A 14,476-nucleotide genomic window follows, 5' to 3' on the forward strand; every position below is an offset into this window, starting at 1 on the left:
AGACGCCGCGGCGGTGATCGAGAAGGGGGAACATCATGGTGACCAAGGGGATTGGTGTGCTGCGTACCCGATTGCTGCTCGCCGCGGCCGCAGAGGAGGGCATGTCGACCGCGGAGTACGCGATCGGGACCATCGCCGCGGCGGCATTCGGGGCGGTGCTGTACTCGGTGGTGACGGGCGACTCCATCGTGACGGCGCTGACCGGGATCATCGACAAGGCGCTGAACACCGCGGTGTGAACGAGGCCGGTGCGGTGACGGTGGAGGCCGCGATCGCGATCGCCTCGATCACGGTGGTCGTGGTGTTGTGCCTGGGTTCCTTCCTCGCGGTGTCCGCGCATGTTCGCTGCGTGGACGCCGCGCGGGAGGCTGCCCGGCTCGTCGCGCGCGGCGACCGGGCTGAGGCGATCAACGCGGCGCAGCGGGTGGCTCCTCGCGGCGCGCGTATCACGGTGCGGGAGGTCGACGGGTTCGCCACCGCGGTGGTCGAGGCCGCGGTGCCACTGCTGCCCGCGCTCGACATCTCGGCGGAAGCGGTTGCCGCAATGGAGGACTCGGGTGTCGCCGAAGCCTCTGTCGTCACTTCGCCGCCTCCCGGGGCGAACGGAGCAGGAAGGTGAGGGACGAGCGCGGCTCCGCGACCGTTCTCGCCTGCTGGGCGATGCTCGCGCTGATCGCGGTGGCGGCCCTGGTGATCCATCTCGGCTCGGCGGTGTCGGCACGGCACCGGGCCCAGTCGTCGGCGGACCTTGCGGCGCTCGCGGCCGCGGCCGCCCTCGAACGTGGCACCGAGGCGGCGTGCGCGTCGGCGACCACGATCGCCGCGCGGATGCGGGCGGTGGTCCGTGACTGCCGGGTCGAGAGCTGGGACGTGGTGGTGACCGTCGGTGTCCGGCTGCCGCTACCGGCCGTCGGAGGTGGTGAGGCCGTCGCGGCGGCCAGGGCGGGTCCGGTGTCGTAGCGGCGCGACCAGGCACGTCCGGCGTCCAACGCCCTTACCCGATCGCAAACTTGAGCCCCACCTCACAGCAACCAATCGGTTGGTTGGGTTGACGGGCGATTCGGGTGGACCTAATTTTCTGTCCACGGTCATGAGTGTCAGCGTCAAGCCCCGGCTCGCTGATCGGCAACCCTCCAGTGCGGCGGGGTGCTCCGGGTGACGACCGGATGGCGGTCATCCGACGCCATAAGCGCTCTATTCAGTCCTCGAAGGGGATACCCATGTCCGCAGTACAGTTCGCCCCGGCTCTCTCGTCGCAGATCCCGGCCACCGAGGCCATCGCCGAGGTCCCGCTCACGGATCTGGTCGTCGTCGCCGATCGATTCCGCGGCTTCGCCGATGGCACGCGCGTCCACACAGTGTCGGGTCTCGTCTCCGCGCTGCGCGGCGGCGCGTTCCGGAACATCGACACCGACCTGACCATCCGGCTCGGGCAGGGGATCAAGCGGCACGACAAGGAATACGTCGAGCACGTCGCGTCGATCCATGCCCCGGCCGCGGAGGTGCGCCTGCTCGGCGACATCGACGCCCCGGCGCCACGCCATCACGTGCACAAGTACCAGGAGACGAACGTCCTCATCGCCAACCTGACGCGTGCCGAGGACGGGAGCTTCACCTCCGACCTCCGGATCGACGGGGACAACGAGCTGCTCATCGACCACCAGACCGGCGAGCACGTCCAGGGGCTGGTGATCGTCGAGGCGGCGCGGCAGCTGTTCCTCGGGGCGTTCGAGCTCGAGTACGGCAACCGCTGGCCCGAACGGCACTACTACGTCGTCTGGAACTCGATCGACCTCGCGTTCAAGACCTTCCTGTTCCCGTTGCCCGCATCGCTGCACGCCCGGTTCGGCGCGGTCTCGATCCAGGACCCGGCCAAGCTGAAGTTCACGATCGACATCGAGGTGACCCAGTTCGGCCGCAGCGTCGCGACCGCGACGATCTCGTTTGCCGCGCTGGAGAACTCGACGATAAGCCAGATCGAGCGGCGCAAGGCGGCAAAGGCGATCGAGGCCTTCCTCGGGGCCACCGCGTGACGGGCACCGGCCCACGACCCGCGCAGGTCGCCTTCTTCGACGTCGACGAGACGCTGATCACCGTCAAGAGCATGTTCGCCTTCCTCGAACACTGGCTCTGGGAACGCGGTGACGACGGCAGCGAGTACGCGAGGCTGCTCGGCGCGCTGCGGCGGCAGGCGGACGAGGGTGCCCCCAGGGAGGAGGTGAACCGGAGCTACTACCGCACGTTCCGAGGAGTGCCGCTCGTCGAGCTCGAGGAATCGGGCCGCCGGTGGTACCGGGAGTTCGAATCCACAAATGCGCCGTACTACGCGGCCACCCTGGCCGCACTGCACGCCCATCGCGAGGCCGGAGCCGTGATCGTGCTGCTCTCGGGCTCGTTTGCGCCCGTCCTCGTTCCGATCGGAGAGGCCGTCGGTGCCGACCGGATCGTGGCGAGCCGCCCGGTCACCGACCAGGGAGGGGTGCTCACCGGCGAGGTCGAGCGGCCGATGATCGGGAAGGCCAAGGCGGAGGCGGTCACCTCGGTGCAGGCCGAACTCGGGGTCGATGCCGAGAACAGCTACGGATACGGCGACCACGAGAGCGATCTCGCCTTCCTCGAGGAGGTCGGGCACCCGGGACTGCGCGGCGACGACCAGGTGCTCCTGGCGCGCGCTGCCCGGGATCGGTGGCGGTTCCTCGGGAGCGAGACCACCGGCCTCGCCGGAGACGGCCCGCTCACGGGCTCCGCTACCGCCGGGCTCGCGCAGCGAGGCATCCTATGACGGAACAGGTTTCGACCGAATCCAGGGTCTACGAGCTCACCCCCACCACGCAGGGCCCGCTCTATCCGCCCAGCGAGGTGGTCGACGACGAGGGCAATTTCATCGTGGTCGGGTGGATCACCAGGGACACGGGTGACGGCTCCGTGACGCGGGAATGGGGGAGCGCGATCGTCGATGCGGGCACCCCGGTTCCGGTGTTCGGGGGCGTGAAGCCGTACGCGATCGTGCGCGAGCTCGGGGCGCAGCTGTCGGCGGAGGACGAGGCGACGGTGCTGCACACCCTGCCGCTACCGTTGCCCGCCAACAACTATCCGATCGTCTTCGCGCCCGACCAGGTGCCGGAGGCCGCGCAGGTCCGGCGGCCCAGCTATGCCTTCCACGAGACGCCGATCCCGGATCTGCGGCACGAGGACGGCAGGCGCCTGACCGAACCGGTCACCCTCGGGAACTGGCTGCGGGCGCGAGGGACCGTGCGGGTCGGAGTCAGCGCTGACGGCAGGCACGGCGAGTTCGACTTCGAGTTCTCGGGCCTGATCCCGGAGTCGCTCTACACCGTGATGTCGCTGCGCCAGCGGGACCTGGACCCGGCCGCGCCGACGCGGCCAGGGCCGTTGGGGGTGCCGAACGTATTCGTCACCGATCCGGAGGGACGCGCGACGTACCGGGCCTCACTGCCGAACGCGTTCCCGCCCGCGGACAGCCCCGGCGCCAACCGCATCGTCAGTGTCGTGGTGCTGTGGCAGAGCTACCAGCAGAATTACGGGGGTGCGATCGGTCAGTTCGGGCTCGGTGGCGACATCCATGCGCAACTGAAGATCCCGGTCCCGGGCTTCGAGGAGTTCACCACCAGGGAATGAGCCCGGCGCTCACGCCGGAGCCCCTGTCCCGCAACGGGACAGGGGCTCCGGCGTCGGTCGTTCTCAGCCCACTCGTGTCGACGCGTAGGCGAGGCCGGCACCCGCGAGGGCCACCGCGGACATCGCGCCCGCGACTGCCCAGTAGCCGGCCCCGGCGAGCAGATTGGCCAACTGGGGACCGGTGCTCGCACCGAGGAACAGGGTGAACGTGTACAACGAGGTGGCAGCGCCGCGGGCGGGTCCCGCCCGCTCCGCGATGGCCTGAACCAGCGCGGGAGCGGCGACCGCGATCGCCGCCACGAACAGCAACAGGCACAGTGCGACCCACACGCCCCCGAACGGCGCGATCGTGGCCGCCGCGGTGATCGCCGCGGCGAGCAGCGCCGCGACGACCCGGGTCGTCGGGGCCACCCCGGCCAGCCGGCCCGCCAGCAGCGGCACCGCGACCATCGCGGGCAGGGCGCTGGCCCGAAGCGCCAGCATCGCCCCGTCGCCGATGCCGTCCGGGGGGCTGAGCTGGATCCCGGTGTAGAGACCGACGAACACGCCGAGCACGCTTATGCAGCTGGCGAACAGCAAGGCCGACACCGGGTTCCGCAGCAGTCCGGCGAACGGCCGGAACGAGGCGCGGAGGCCGGACGGCTCGTTCGCCCGCGGGGCCGGGGAGGGTGCCCGCGGTTGGAGCACGAACCAGGCTGCCGCGCCGACCAGCACGAATCCCACGCTGCTCAGCAGGAAGATCGCGCTCGGGCCCCATGCGGCCGCGGCCGCCTGCGATGCCACCTGAGCGAGCACGCCTGCCGCGAGGAATGAACTGGTCAGGCAGGTCAACGCGAGCACCCGCCGTCGCGGTTCGATGTGCTCGGCGAGGTAGGCGAAGGCGGCCGGGGCGAACAGGGAGGCGGTCGCACCCTGCGCGATCCGGGCCGTCAGCCCGAGTTCGAGGCTCGGGGCAAGTGCCACGAGCAGGGTCGTCACCGAGGTCGCCAGCAGCCCGCCGACGATCACCGGGCGCCTGCCCCAGCGGTCGGAGAGCGGACCCGTGACGAGAAAGCCCAGCGCGTAGGCCAGCCCGAAGCACGTCGTCGTCCACGTCACGGCCGCGCGCGCCGCCCCCCACTCCCGCGCCAGGGCGTCGAGGAGTGGGAGAACGACATACAGCTGCCCGACGACGAGGACACCGGCAAGACAGATCAGGCCGACCGTTCGTCCCGTCGGCGCCCAGTGTGGTTCCGCCGTCGCAGCGGCGGGCGCCGCCGCGAGATCAGAAGGCAGCTGCGAGCTCACGCGCCCGCTCCTGCGCGAGGGCAAGGCCGGCCCCGGGGTCGGAGGTCAGAACAGTCGGGGCGTAGCGGATCTCGGAGACCGACTCGACGCCGACGAAACGCAGCCAGTCCTCGACGAACGGGGTCGCGAAATCGGCTCCGAACTCCAGGGGGACGCCGGGGCTGTGGACGCCGCTGGTGTAGACGGTGACCGCTCGCTTGCCCTCGAGCAGGCCGGTGTATCCCTGCGTCGGATCGAACTCGAACGCCCACCCCGGCTGGGTGACGAGGTCGATCCACTGCTTGAGGATGTACGGGATCCCGGAGTTCCAGATCGGGATGCTCAGCACGTAGAGGTCCGCCGCCGCGAAGCGGTCGAAGACCTCTCGGGCCTGCTCCCAGGCCCGACGCTGTTCGAGCGTCTGCTCCTGGCCGGTGAAGACGGCGAGCTTCGCGCCAGCGGCGGCGGTGGCGAAGTCGGGCAGCCGCTCCTCGAACAGGTCGAGCGTGTCGACGGTGAGTGTCGGGTCCTGGGCGGCAAGGGCGTCGAGGAACGTCGTGGCGATGCCGCGCGAGTCGCTCGATTTGCCGCGCGCGGAGGCGTTGATGTGCAGGGCGTTGGTCATCGAAGGTCCTTCCATTGTGGGCAGGCCATACTTCTACCAACCAGTTGGTTGGGGCACAAGGGTTCGGGGAACCAGGAAATGTTGCGGATAGGATTCGCGCATGGATGGGCAAGCCGATGGATCATCGACGCGACGAAAACTCCTGGACGCGGCGCGCTCTGAGTTTGCGGAGAACGGCATCGCGGGCGGACGGGTCAACCGGATCGCCGAGCGGGCAGGCGTCAACAAGGAACGCATCTACGGGTACTTCGGGAGCAAGGAAAAGCTGTTCGACGCGGTGATCATGGAGGCGCTGACCGAGCTCGGCCAGGCGCATCCGCTCACCCCGGAGACCGACATCGAGGAGTACATCGGCGCGGTGTTCGACTTCCATCGCGCGCGCCCGGATCTGCTGCGGCTGTTGATGTGGGAGTCGTTGCACTACCGGGAGGAGGACCTGCCGAGCGTCGAGGCCCGCAGCCAGGTGTACCTGGACAAGGTGCAGAGCCTCGCGGGCCTGCTCGGCCGCGAGGCGGACGTCCGCACCGCGATCTCGCTGTTCACGCTGATCGGGATCGCCGCATGGCCGTCCACCGTGCCGCACCTGCTGACGATGGTGACCGGCGGAGCCGAGGCGGTGGACGAGGCCACGCTTCGGGCCTCGATCATCGAGCTCGGAAAGCGCGCGATCGGCTGCTAGCGCAGGCCCTGGCCGCCGTCGACGCCGAGTGTGACGCCGGTGATGTACGAGTTCGCCATCAGGAACAGCGCCGCGTGAGCGGCCTCGCGGGCGTCGCCGATTCGGCCGAGCGGGATGGAACGTCCCGCGGCCGCAACCGATTCGTCGTCGACGGGGCCGCCGGTGGTGCGGGCGAGGGCGCCGCGCAGCATCGGGGTGTCGATCCGCCCCGGCCGGATGGCGTTGACGCGATTCCTCGGTGCCAACTCGAGCGCGAGCCCCCTGACGAACGTCTCGAGTGCGGCCAGTCCGGCCGCGACGACGCTCGTGTCGGCCGCGGGCCGGATCGCGAATCCGCCGGAGGTGAAGACGAGCGAACCCCCGGCCGTCAGGGCGGGTGCCGCGCGTTGCGCGACGGCATACGCGGTTGCGAGGCGGTCGCGATACGCCGACTCGAGGGCCGACCACGGGGTGGTCCGTGCGGGGCCGGTCGCGGCGAATCCCGCCGTCAGCAGCACGTGATCGACCGCGCCCGCACGGGTGAAGATCGACTCCAACCCGGCCGGGTCGCGGGCGTCCGCCGCGATCGGGAGCAAGCGGGCGGCGTCAGGTCCGCCGATCGTGGTGAAGGACCGTTTCAGGCTCGCCTCGTCCCTGGCGACGCCGACGACGGAGGCCCCCGCCCGGTATGCCATCGCGGCGGCCGCGAGGCCGATACCGCTGCTCGCGCCGATGACGAGTATTCGGGCGTCGGATAAGTTCAGGTTGACCGGCGCCGGTCTGGATTCGTTCACGGTCCGACACTACTGAATTGTGTTCGGGCCCATTGTTTCACGGTGATCCGAATTATTGTGAACCGTTTCGGAATTGTAAATGTGCAGGGCTGGGTGGTCGCGGGAAGGCCGGCACGGGCTGCGGCGGCCCGGCAAGCCCAACCGGACGGTTGACACCTGCTGGGGGCCCGGATACCTTCTCTCCCAACGGTCATGAGTATCAGCTGACAGCCCCGGCTTGCTGATCGGCAACCCTCGCGGAGCGGTGGGGTGCCCCGGGTGAGGACCGGGCTGTATCCATGCGGATACGGCAAGCGCCCCTACTGTTGTGAAAGCTGAACGCGTTGATGATCGCCATGGAGTGTAGAAGCCGATCAGTCTGAGAACTGATCGGTATTCGAGTCGAGCGCTGCCGCTGTGCCGCGCAGACAAGTCGAGAATTCAAAGAGACGGATATCGACGTCGAAACCCCCCTTCGAATGAAGGGCCGGAATCGGCGATCGGTGTAATTCGCGTGCCCCGTCCCTCTATTTCAACGTCCTTTCACCTTCGCCCGCGACAACGAGGTCGCGGGCGAAGGCTTCCCGTCTGTCGCGGCGAGCTCGCGCGGATGAAACACCCGGAGGAATTCGCAGAATGAGTACCCACCCAGCCGTCCAAGGACGCACCCGCAGGCTAGTGGCGGGAATGGTCGTCTCGGTGTCGCTGCTCGGTTTGACCGCCGCATGCAGCGATTCGGAGGCGGCCACCGCCGGCACCGTCTATTTCGGTGTGTCGGGGCCCAAGACGGGGCCGTCGGCGGAATACGGGCGTCTCTGGCAGCAGGGCTTCGACCTGGCGCTGGAGGAGATCAACCAGAACGGTGGCATCGACGGGCGCAAGGTCGAGCTCAAATGGGAGGATTCGCAGTCCGATCCGAAGCAGACCGTCCCGATCGCGACGAAGTTCGTCGACGACCAGACGGTGATCGCCGAGCTCGGCGACTTCTCCTCGCCCGCCTCGATCGCCGCCTCCCCGGTGTACAACCGGGGCAAGCTGGTGCAGTACGGATTCACCAACTCCGCGGTCGAGTTCACCAACGGGGGCGAGTACTCGTGGAGTCCGTCGATCACGCTCGACGTCTTCCAGGAGCGCAATGCCGAGTGGGTTTCCCGCAAGGCGAAGAAGGTCTCCGTCGTCTATCTCGAAACCGACTGGGGTAAGCAGGCATTCAAGTACTTCTCGCAGTTCGCGGCGGAGAAGGGTATCGAGATCGTCTACTCGTCGCCGATCCTCCCCGACTCTACGGACGTCAAGCCGATCCTGATCAAGGGTCGTGAGGCGGCGCCGGAGGCATTCGTGCACCTCGGCTACGGACCCGACGGCGCCCTGGTGGTCAAGCAGCTCCGGGACGTCGGGTTCGACAAGCAGTTCTTCGGGGGCCAGAACACGCCACAGTTCATCGAGCTGGCGGGCCCCGCGGCGGAGGGCGACATCGTGAACGGGATCTTCAGCCCGGCGGACACCGATCCCCGGATCCAGGACTTCGTCGGCAAGTTCCGGGCGAAGTTCGGGGTCGATCCCGGTGACTTCAACGTCTACGCCTATGACGCACTGAAGGTGCTCGTCGACGCCGCGAACCACGGTGGCGCGACGCGGGAGGGTGTCCTGAAGGGCCTGAAGGAATCCGAGTTCAACGGAATCGGATTGGGCGAGTTCACCTTCGACCAGAAGTCTCGCCGTCCCGACGGGGTGTCGCCCCGCGAACTGGTGCTCCAGAACGGGAAGTTCGTACCCACCACATGATCGACACCCTCATAGCCGGACTGATCCACGGCAACGCCTATGCGCTGATCGCCGTCGGGATCACCCTGATCTTCGGCGTGACCAACGTGATCAACTTCGCCCACGGCGCTGTGTTCGCGTTCGGATCGATCTTCGCGTGGTGGCTGATCGCCGAACTCGGGCTGTCACTGTGGACCACCATCGTGGTGGTGGTCGCCGTCTCGGGTCTGCTCGGGTTCGTCATCAACATCGTCGCGGTGCGCCCGTTGAGCCGCGGCCCGGCGGTGGCGGCCCTCCTGGCCACCGTCGCCGCGGGCATGATCATCGAGAATCTCGTCCAGATGATCTTCGGACCCGAGACGCGGCCGTTCCCCACGGTGCTGCCGACGAACAACTGGCAGATCGGCGGCGTGCGGTTCGGGACCTCGGACGTCGTGATGCTCGCCATCACGATCGTGGTCATGGCCGCCCTCGCCGGTTTTCTCAAGTACGGACGGTACGGGTTGGCGATCCGGGCGACGGCGCAGGACCCCGATGCCGCCCTCCAGATGGGGATCCCGGTTCCTCGCGTGCAGAACCTGGCGTTCATCATCGCGTCGGGCCTCGGCGGTCTGGCGGGAATCTTTGTCGGACTCTACAACTCGAACATCTCGCCGACCAGCGGCACGATCGCGGGGATGAGCGGCTTCGTCGCGGCGACCATCGGCGGGCTGGGCTCGATCCCCGGTGCGGTTATCGGGGGCTTCGTACTCGGCATCATCGAGGCAGTGGGGATCTACCAGTTCGGGGACGGATACCGAGACCTGATCACCTTCGGGGTGCTCATCGCGCTCCTCGTGCTGAAACCAGGGGGACTGCTGGGGAGGGCGCCGTCCATCGCGAGTGAACCGCTGACCGGCACCTTCCTCGGGGCGGGTCGACAGATCCGGGTGCAGTGGTGGCAGGCGGCGGCCGTCTTCGTGGTGGTCGGGCTCGGGGTGCCGCTGGTCTCCAACAGCTACGGCCTCGTGGTCGGGACCCAGATCATCGCCTACGCCATCATCGCGGTCTCGATGACGCTGGTGGCGGGTTCGGCCGGCCAGCTCACCATCGGCCAGGCCGGGCCGATCGCGATCGGGGCGTACACCTCGGCCATCCTCACGATCAGCTACGAATGGCCCTTCCTCGCGGCGGTGGCGGCGGCCGCGCTGACCGCGGCGATCGTGTCCTCCGTGCTGGCGGCTCCGCTGTGGAGGCTCAACGGCCACTACGTGGCGATCGCCACGCTCGGGATCGGCGTCGTCACGGTCGGGATCATCCGCAACTGGGAATCGGTGACCCGCGGCAGCTACGGACTGTTCGGGATCCCGGCGCCGCGGATCTTCGGATACGAGTTCTCCACGGCCGCCGACTTGTTCCGCCTCGATCTGGTGTTCCTGGCCGTGACCGTGGCGGTGGTGGTCGCGATCCAGCGGTCACACCTCGGCACGGTGCTCAGATCGGTCGGCTCCGATGAGGTGGCGGCGAGATCGTCGGGCGTCCGGGTGCGCGACTACAAGGCGCTCGCCTTCGCGATCAGCGCGGTCTTCGCCGGTATCGGCGGAGCTCTGCTCGGGCACCAGTACTCGTACATCGATCCGACGGTGTTCAACCTGGGGCTCTCGCTACTCGTGGTCACCATCATCGTGCTCGGCGGGACCGGGTCGCCTTACGGCGCGATCCTCGGCTCGGTGGTCCTGATCGGCGTCCCGGAGCTGTTCCGGCTGGCGCCGGAGGTCCGCATTCTGCTCTACGGGGTGATCCTGCTGTTGATCATCCGCTTCAGACCACAGGGAATCTGGACGAGGAGGGACCGTGTCAGCGCAACAGTCTGAGCAGATCCTGTCGGTGACGGGACTGCGCCGATCCTTCGGTGGAGTGCGGGCAGTCGACGGGATCGACTTCGAGGTCAACAGGGGTGAGTTCGTCTCCATCATCGGGCCCAACGGGTCGGGAAAGAGCACAACGATCAACCTGGTGTCCGGCGTCCTCCGTCCCGATTCCGGTCGGATCCTGCTGCGCGGCAGCGCGGTACGGCACGGCTCCCCTGAGGATGCGGCGGAGGCGGGTATCGCGAGGACCTTCCAGAACGGCCGGGTCTTCGGAAATCTCACGGTGGCCGAGAACGTAGAGGTGGGGCTGCACACCACCCTCGGGGCCGCGCGACCGTTCCGTTCTCTGGTCCGGTATCCCGTGCTCCGTTGGGTGCCGATCCTCGCGGAGTTGGCACTGGCGCTGCTGCCGACTCCGAAGGTGCGTGCCGAGCGGGAAATCCTGCGCGCCGAGGTGGATTCCGGGTTGGCGAGATTCGGGGAACGGCTCTCGCCGCGTGCGGGGGACCCGGCCTACACCCTGTCGTACGCGAACCGGCGGCGGACCGAGATCGCGCGCGCCCTCGCCCTCGACCCCGTCCTGCTGCTGCTCGACGAGCCGGCCGCTGGCATGAATCAGAGCGAAACCGCCGAGGTCGGACGTCAACTGGCCGAGCTCAAGGCGAACGGCCAGACCATCATCCTGGTCGAGCACAAGCTCGAGCTCGTCAACCAGCTCTCCGATCGCGTGATCGTCATGGACGAGGGCTCGATCATCGCGGTCGGGACCCCGGAACAGGTGCAGGCCGATGAGAAAGTGATCGAGGCCTATCTCGGGCGGCGTCGCCTGCGGCCCGCCACGGTCGGCGGGGGAGGGCAGGTGGACTCCGATGGCGGTCGATGAGAACGCGGCCCCGATCCTCGAACTCGACGGGGTGAGCGTGTACTACGGACGCTCGCGCGCGCTCGACGAGGTGTCCATCCGGGTCCGGCCGGGCGAGATCGTGTCCCTGCTCGGGGGGAACGCCTCCGGTAAGTCGACGACGATGAAGACCGCCCTCGGGCTGCTGACCCCCGTGACGGGGCGGGTGCTGATCGACGGGGAGGACGCCACCGCGGTGGCTCCCGCGGGCCGGATCAAGGCCGGACTGGCCTCGGTTCCCGAGGCGCGCCGGGTGTTTCCGGAGATGACGGTCGAGGAGAACCTGTACGTCGGTGGCTACGTGCATCGCGAGCGGCGCTCCGTGCTGGCGGACCGGGCCGCCGAGCTGTTCGATCACTTCCCGCGGCTGGCGGAGCGGCGCGGGCAGCACGCGGGGACGCTGTCCGGCGGCGAACAGCAGATGCTGGCGTTCGCCCGTGCGCTGATGAGCCGGCCGCGGTTGATCTGCATGGACGAACCGACGATGGGGCTGTCCCCGCTGTTCGTCGACCGGGTACTCGACGAGATCGTCCGGCTCAACGAGCGGTTCGGGCTCGCGATCCTCATCGTCGAGCAGCAGGCCGAGCTCGCGCTGTCCATCGCGCACACCGGCAACGTCCTGGTGGGCGGCCAGATCGTGCTGGACGGCGAGGCCTCTGACCTGTTGGGAAATCCCGCAGTTCGCGAAGCATATTTGGGAAAGGTGGCATGACGTGACCGAGGACAAGCGGCTCGGGTGGTTCACCCGACTGGTCGGCGACGAGGGTCGGGACGCGGGCGAGCTCTATCGTGACGCGCTGGCACAGTTCGTCCTCGCCGAGGAACTGGGTTTCGACGTCGGCTGGGTGGCCCAGCATCACGTCGATCCCGCCGAGGGCGGCCTGCCGTCGCCGTTCGTGTTCCTGGCGCACGCGGCGGCCAGGCTGAGCACAATCCGTCTCGGCACGGCCATCGTCACGCTCGGGCTGGAGGACCCGATCCGGGTCGCCGAGGACGCGGCGGTGCTCGATGCGCTGTCCGGTGGCCGGCTCGAACTGGGTCTCGGCACCGGCGGGTCGGCGAGCGCATTCGCGTTGTTCGCTCAGGCGGATGCGGATCGACGGGCGCTGTACGACAACAAGATCGGTCGCCTGACGTCCGCGCTGTCGGGATCCGAGATCGTCGACGACAAGCGGCTCTACCCGCGGGCGACGGGGCTGCTCGAGCGTCGCTGGCAGGCGACCTTCTCTGTGTCGGGCGCCGTGCGAGCCGGCGAATCCGGGGACGGTCTCCTGCTGTCGCGAACCCAGCCGAGGGAACCGGGTCTCGCGGTCGCGACCCTCGGGGAGGTCCAGCAGCCGTTGATCGAGGCGTACCGGGAGGCGCTCCCGGCTGGTGCGAAGCCGCGGATCGGTGTCTCGCGCAGCGTCTTCGTCGCGGACGACCACGAGGTGGCCTTCGAGCTCGCCCGTCGCGGTGCGCTGCGTTTCCGCGGATACCTGGAGCGGCTCGGCCTCGCCGACGGCAGCGAGAGCACCGAGGACATTCTGCGCGATTCCGTCGTCGGCACCCCGGACGAGGTGACCGACCTGCTCGCGGCCGACCCGGCTGCGCAGCAGTCGACCGATCTGATCTTCCAGGTTCATCCGATCGACCCGGACCAGGCGGCCACGCTGCACTCGATCGAACTCATCGCCACGAAGGTGGCCCCGCGCCTCGGCTGGAATGGTGCCTACCGGAAGGAATCACGACCATGACAACGTCCTCGACCCAGTCCCCGCCGAACTCGACGGCGGATGTGCTCGACGGGGTGCTGGGCGCCCGGCTGGCAGGCGCCGTCGCCCCGCTCAGGTCGGCGCGGCCCGCGGTCGCGGAGCACACCCAGCGGCTGCACGACGCGCTCTTCGTCGCGCCGTCCGCCGACCTGCCGACCCGCGAGCAACTCGTCGCCGTCGCGCTGCGGGTCGCGGTGCTCGCTCGGCAACCCGCACTCGCCGAGCACTATTCGGCGCTGCTGCCCGAGGACCTCGCCGAGGCGGTGGCGACGGGTGCCGTCCACGACCCGGTGCTCGCGGCATTGCTGAGTCATGCCGCGCTGGTCACCGTCGATCCCTCGGCCAGCGCCCGGTCCGCGATCGAGACCCTGCGTGCGGCGGGGCTGTCGGAGACCGCGATCGTGACCGTGTCCCAGGCGATCGGCTTCGTCAACTACCAGATCCGGCTCGTCGCCGGGTACACCCTGATCGGAGAATCGGCATGACCGAGGTACGTGAGGTCGAACAGCACCGCCGCCCAGGCGGTTTCACCCAGGACCAGCTCGACTGGGTGCCCTGGCTGGAGCCGATCCGGCTCGAGGACGCGACCGAGGAGCAGCGTCCCCACCTGGAGGGCTTCCGCGGCGAGAGCCCGTATTTCCGTCTGCTGGCCCGCGATCCGGAGGTGCTCGGCGAGCGCAGCGCGAACGACAAGGAGATCTTCTACGGGCGTGGCGGGCTCGCCCGTACCGAGCGAGAGCTCGCGGCGACGGCGACCTCGCGGCACAACGGCTGCGTGTACTGCACCTCGGTGCACGCACGCTTCACGGCCGAGCTGTCCAAGCGGCCGACCGATGTGCAGAAGATCCTGGACGAGGGCGTCACGGCCCGCGTCGACGAGCGGTGGGACGCCGTCGTCGACTTCGCCGCCGCGCTCGCCGCCCAGCCACCGCGCGCCGACGCCGATCACCTGGCGCGGCTCCGCGCCGTCGGATTCACCGCCGAGGAGATCGGCGATCTCGTCCTGGCCACCGCGTCGTTCTCGTGGGCGAACCGGCTGATGCTCAGCCTCGGTGAACCGGAGGTCCCCGCGCGGGCGGTGTGAGGGCCGGGGCGGGCGCGCGGCCTCATCGGCCGCGTTTCGAGGGGTGAGATCCCTGGCCGGTGGCAGTATCGGCTTGTGACCACCAGGGATCGATCGCCGTCGCGGTTGCGGTCCTGGCTGTTCGAGAACATCACCGAGGAACCGTCCGGGCACCAGGGCCCG

At 68.9% G+C, this 14,476-nt stretch carries 17 protein-coding genes and 2 riboswitches; of the genes, 14 read left to right on the forward strand and 3 right to left on the reverse strand.

The window, feature by feature from the left end:
• The first annotated feature begins 35 nt into the window (after positions 1-35).
• The 6 genes from RM1_RS06240 to RM1_RS06265 all read left to right on the forward strand — a co-directional run bounded on the left by RM1_RS06240 (position 36) and on the right by RM1_RS06265 (position 3,639).
• Positions 36-239, forward strand: coding sequence for a DUF4244 domain-containing protein (locus RM1_RS06240; RefSeq protein WP_027500374.1), 204 nt, complete (start codon positions 36-38; stop codon positions 237-239).
• Positions 236-619, forward strand: coding sequence for a TadE family type IV pilus minor pilin (locus RM1_RS06245; RefSeq protein ID WP_072750478.1), 384 nt, complete (start codon positions 236-238; stop codon positions 617-619). The genes RM1_RS06240 and RM1_RS06245 overlap by 4 nt, the downstream gene beginning before the upstream one ends.
• Positions 616-960, forward strand: coding sequence for an Rv3654c family TadE-like protein (locus RM1_RS06250; RefSeq protein WP_072750479.1), 345 nt, complete (start codon positions 616-618; stop codon positions 958-960). Before RM1_RS06245 ends, RM1_RS06250 begins: the two co-directional genes overlap by 4 nt.
• A 126-nt stretch (positions 961-1,086) precedes the next feature.
• A riboswitch (SAM riboswitch) is annotated at positions 1,087-1,198 on the forward strand.
• 22 nt (positions 1,199-1,220) lie between these two features.
• A complete protein-coding gene (locus tag RM1_RS06255) occupies positions 1,221-2,033 on the forward strand; it encodes an AfsA-related hotdog domain-containing protein (protein ID WP_072750480.1) in 813 nt (270 codons plus the stop codon).
• On the forward strand, positions 2,030-2,782 hold the full coding sequence (locus RM1_RS06260; RefSeq protein WP_072750481.1) for an HAD family hydrolase: 753 nt from the start codon (positions 2,030-2,032) through the stop codon (positions 2,780-2,782). Before RM1_RS06255 ends, RM1_RS06260 begins: the two co-directional genes overlap by 4 nt.
• Entirely contained in the window at positions 2,779-3,639 is an 861-nt protein-coding gene (locus RM1_RS06265; RefSeq protein ID WP_072750482.1) for a hypothetical protein, read from the forward strand. The genes RM1_RS06260 and RM1_RS06265 overlap by 4 nt, the downstream gene beginning before the upstream one ends.
• Before the next feature lie 63 nt (positions 3,640-3,702).
• On the opposite strand, the gene RM1_RS06270 is transcribed toward RM1_RS06265, so the two are convergent.
• Together RM1_RS06270 and RM1_RS06275 are read right to left on the reverse strand one after the other, a co-directional pair.
• Complete coding sequence (locus RM1_RS06270; RefSeq protein ID WP_072750483.1) at positions 3,703-4,926, reverse strand: MFS transporter; 1,224 nt, start codon at positions 4,924-4,926, stop codon at positions 3,703-3,705.
• On the reverse strand, positions 4,904-5,530 hold the full coding sequence (locus tag RM1_RS06275; protein ID WP_072750484.1) for an FMN-dependent NADH-azoreductase: 627 nt from the start codon (positions 5,528-5,530) through the stop codon (positions 4,904-4,906). The genes RM1_RS06270 and RM1_RS06275 overlap by 23 nt, the downstream gene beginning before the upstream one ends.
• 100 nt (positions 5,531-5,630) lie before the next feature.
• Here RM1_RS06275 and RM1_RS06280 point away from each other — a divergent pair, with 100 nt between their 5' ends.
• Positions 5,631-6,209 (forward strand): TetR/AcrR family transcriptional regulator, encoded by a 579-nt coding sequence (locus tag RM1_RS06280; protein ID WP_072750485.1) that lies wholly within the window; start codon positions 5,631-5,633, stop codon positions 6,207-6,209.
• On the opposite strand, the gene RM1_RS06285 is transcribed toward RM1_RS06280, so the two are convergent.
• Positions 6,206-6,982 carry an SDR family oxidoreductase gene (locus tag RM1_RS06285; RefSeq protein ID WP_083576557.1) on the reverse strand — a complete coding sequence of 259 codons (777 nt, stop codon included), beginning with the start codon at positions 6,980-6,982 and terminating at the stop codon, positions 6,206-6,208. The two genes, RM1_RS06280 and RM1_RS06285, sit on opposite strands and share 4 nt — an antisense overlap.
• A 188-nt stretch (positions 6,983-7,170) precedes the next feature.
• Positions 7,171-7,284: riboswitch (SAM riboswitch) on the forward strand.
• 313 nt (positions 7,285-7,597) lie between these two features.
• Here RM1_RS06285 and RM1_RS06290 point away from each other — a divergent pair.
• Genes RM1_RS06290 through RM1_RS06320 form a run of 7 tightly spaced genes read left to right on the forward strand, consistent with a single transcriptional unit; the run spans position 7,598 to position 14,314 of the window.
• Positions 7,598-8,746, forward strand: a complete 1,149-nt coding sequence (locus RM1_RS06290; protein ID WP_072750486.1) for an ABC transporter substrate-binding protein — start codon at positions 7,598-7,600, stop codon at positions 8,744-8,746.
• Complete coding sequence (locus tag RM1_RS06295) at positions 8,743-10,578, forward strand: ABC transporter permease (RefSeq protein ID WP_072750487.1); 1,836 nt, start codon at positions 8,743-8,745, stop codon at positions 10,576-10,578. The genes RM1_RS06290 and RM1_RS06295 overlap by 4 nt, the downstream gene beginning before the upstream one ends.
• The gene (locus RM1_RS06300) at positions 10,559-11,458 is read left to right on the forward strand and encodes an ABC transporter ATP-binding protein (RefSeq protein WP_083576558.1); all 900 of its coding nucleotides are present in this window, start codon (positions 10,559-10,561) and stop codon (positions 11,456-11,458) included. Before RM1_RS06295 ends, RM1_RS06300 begins: the two co-directional genes overlap by 20 nt.
• Positions 11,445-12,188 carry an ABC transporter ATP-binding protein gene (locus RM1_RS06305; RefSeq protein ID WP_072750488.1) on the forward strand — a complete coding sequence of 248 codons (744 nt, stop codon included), beginning with the start codon at positions 11,445-11,447 and terminating at the stop codon, positions 12,186-12,188. The genes RM1_RS06300 and RM1_RS06305 overlap by 14 nt, the downstream gene beginning before the upstream one ends.
• A 1-nt stretch (position 12,189) precedes the next feature.
• Entirely contained in the window at positions 12,190-13,212 is a 1,023-nt protein-coding gene (locus RM1_RS06310; RefSeq protein ID WP_072750489.1) for an LLM class flavin-dependent oxidoreductase, read from the forward strand.
• Positions 13,209-13,715: a carboxymuconolactone decarboxylase family protein gene (locus tag RM1_RS06315; protein WP_072750490.1), complete on the forward strand. Its 507-nt coding sequence runs from the start codon at positions 13,209-13,211 to the stop codon at positions 13,713-13,715. Before RM1_RS06310 ends, RM1_RS06315 begins: the two co-directional genes overlap by 4 nt.
• On the forward strand, positions 13,712-14,314 hold the full coding sequence (locus tag RM1_RS06320) for a peroxidase-related enzyme (protein ID WP_072750491.1): 603 nt from the start codon (positions 13,712-13,714) through the stop codon (positions 14,312-14,314). The genes RM1_RS06315 and RM1_RS06320 overlap by 4 nt, the downstream gene beginning before the upstream one ends.
• Positions 14,315-14,476: the final 162 nt, after the last annotated feature.

It is taken from the genome of Rhodococcus maanshanensis NBRC 100610 (genome assembly GCF_001894865.1).
GTDB classification, from domain to species: Bacteria; Actinomycetota; Actinomycetes; order Mycobacteriales; family Mycobacteriaceae; genus Rhodococcus_G; species Rhodococcus_G maanshanensis.

What these genes read in the sequence shown, in the direction of transcription:
- RM1_RS06240 (WP_027500374.1), top strand. Translation starts at nt 36, where the DNA reads ATGGTGACCAAGGGGATTGGTGTGCTGCGTACCCGATTGCTGCTCGCC.
- RM1_RS06255 (WP_072750480.1), top strand. Translation starts at nt 1,221, where the DNA reads ATGTCCGCAGTACAGTTCGCCCCGGCTCTCTCGTCGCAGATCCCGGCC.
- RM1_RS06265 (WP_072750482.1), top strand. Translation starts at nt 2,779, where the DNA reads ATGACGGAACAGGTTTCGACCGAATCCAGGGTCTACGAGCTCACCCCC.
- RM1_RS06275 (WP_072750484.1), bottom strand. Translation starts at nt 5,530, where the DNA reads ATGACCAACGCCCTGCACATCAACGCCTCCGCGCGCGGCAAATCGAGC.
- RM1_RS06280 (WP_072750485.1), top strand. Translation starts at nt 5,631, where the DNA reads ATGGATGGGCAAGCCGATGGATCATCGACGCGACGAAAACTCCTGGAC.
- RM1_RS06290 (WP_072750486.1), top strand. Translation starts at nt 7,598, where the DNA reads ATGAGTACCCACCCAGCCGTCCAAGGACGCACCCGCAGGCTAGTGGCG.
- RM1_RS06295 (WP_072750487.1), top strand. Translation starts at nt 8,743, where the DNA reads ATGATCGACACCCTCATAGCCGGACTGATCCACGGCAACGCCTATGCG.
- RM1_RS06305 (WP_072750488.1), top strand. Translation starts at nt 11,445, where the DNA reads ATGGCGGTCGATGAGAACGCGGCCCCGATCCTCGAACTCGACGGGGTG.
- RM1_RS06315 (WP_072750490.1), top strand. Translation starts at nt 13,209, where the DNA reads ATGACAACGTCCTCGACCCAGTCCCCGCCGAACTCGACGGCGGATGTG.
- RM1_RS06320 (WP_072750491.1), top strand. Translation starts at nt 13,712, where the DNA reads ATGACCGAGGTACGTGAGGTCGAACAGCACCGCCGCCCAGGCGGTTTC.